Annotated in this window: 2 protein-coding genes; both read left to right on the plus strand. The window is 55.5% G+C overall.

All coding sequences use genetic code 11. The features are described 5' to 3' along the window. The first annotated feature begins 130 nt into the window (after nucleotides 1-130). On the plus strand, nucleotides 131-1,102 hold the full coding sequence (locus tag H6X51_RS19785; RefSeq protein WP_221627439.1) for a hypothetical protein: 972 nt from the start codon (nucleotides 131-133) through the stop codon (nucleotides 1,100-1,102). A 57-nt stretch (nucleotides 1,103-1,159) separates the two neighbouring features. Continuing rightward, on the plus strand, nucleotides 1,160-1,501 hold the full coding sequence (locus H6X51_RS19790) for an alcohol dehydrogenase catalytic domain-containing protein (protein ID WP_328795777.1): 342 nt from the start codon (nucleotides 1,160-1,162) through the stop codon (nucleotides 1,499-1,501). Nucleotides 1,502-1,518: the final 17 nt, after the last annotated feature.

Below are 1,518 nucleotides of genomic sequence, written 5' to 3' on the forward strand. Positions count from 1 at the left end.
CAGGGGTGTCGAAAGAGTCAACTGCGGTCCAAAGCTGTTGGACTTGGGTGAAAAGGGCGTTTATTCTTCCTATACGTCTGTCCCATCGGCCGACCCTTAAAAAAGGATGATCAACATGGAACCTTTTAGCTTGAATACGATTCTGATGGTGTTCGGCGGTGGTATCGTCGGTACCGCGCTGGGTGGACTCTGGGCAATCATTCTCTGTGCTTTGTTGGGTTTGATCGGTTGCGGCATTTTGCTGACCGGCGGCTCCGATTTCGTGCTGGCACAAATCGCTTTTGGTCCGATTTTCGGCCCGCATACCGGCGGTTACGGTGCCGGTCTTATGGCCGGATGCTATGCGGTTTGGAAGAAAAACCATCCGGGCGGTTCGGCCAAGGATATCCTGAGCCCGTTGCTGCATACCTCCGGTGACGTGCTGGTCGTCGGCGGCTTGCTGTCGGTGGCCGCGCACCTGTTGTTGCAGGTGGTTGTGAAGATTCCGATCGTCAACCAATCCGATGGGATTGCCGTGACCCTGGTGGTCATGACCTTATTAACCCGTCTGGTGTTCCAGAAGGAAGGACCTCTGGGGCAGTCGGCCTCGATCAAGGAGCATGGCCTTTTCGGTACCAACAACTATGCAATTTCCTGGGCCGGGTGGCAGTCGCCCATGGGGAAAAATATCCCCATCTCTTTCGGTATCGGTCTGTTGTCGGCCGGCCTCGCCTGGGGATTTAAAACCCAACTCGATCCGTTGGTTGCCGCCGGGCAGGTTACGGGGTTGGGCGGATTCCTGGCCCCGCTGGTTATCGGCTGGATACTCTGCATCTTGATTCTGATCCCCCTGCTGGTGTCCACCGGAACCATTCAACAGATGCCAATCATGCACTGCATGGCAATTATCGGGGCCTGGACTTTCATGTATACTGGATCGATCCTTGCCGCCGGCATTGCCGGCGTGATCGCCGGGATTGTGCAGGAAGTCTCCGCCCGCCTCTTCTACAATCACGGCACTACCCACATCGATCCTCCGGCCGTCGCGATTGCGATCTGCACCCTGCTCGTAAATCTTTTAATGAAGCCGGAATTCCTTAACATGGCAGCCCTGTTCAAGTAGGGGATTTCTATTAATCATAGCGCCGATGCGCTACTTACCGCAGAAAGGAACAAAGCAATGGCTCAAACGATGAAGGCAGCTGTATGGCATGGCAAGAAGGATATTCGCGTTGAAGACGTAGCCGTGCCGGCACCGCCCAAGGCCGACGAAGTACAGATCGAAGTATCTTACTGTGGCATTTGCGGGTCCGACCTGCATGAATACCTGGCCGGTCCGATCTTTATCCCCACCGCGCCCCATCCCCTGACCGGTCACAGCGGTAAAACTATTCTCGGTCATGAGTTCTCCGGCAAGGTCGTTGCCGTTGGCTCCGCTGTTACCAACGTAAGGGTCGGTGACCTAATCGAGCATGAGTCTCATACGGATGCTCGGGTCGAAAGGGAATCCCCAGGCGAGTAACCTGTTTGCGGTGATCC

The sequence above is a fragment of the Halopseudomonas xiamenensis genome, from assembly GCF_014219065.1.
GTDB lineage: Bacteria > Pseudomonadota > Gammaproteobacteria > Pseudomonadales > Pseudomonadaceae > Halopseudomonas > Halopseudomonas xiamenensis.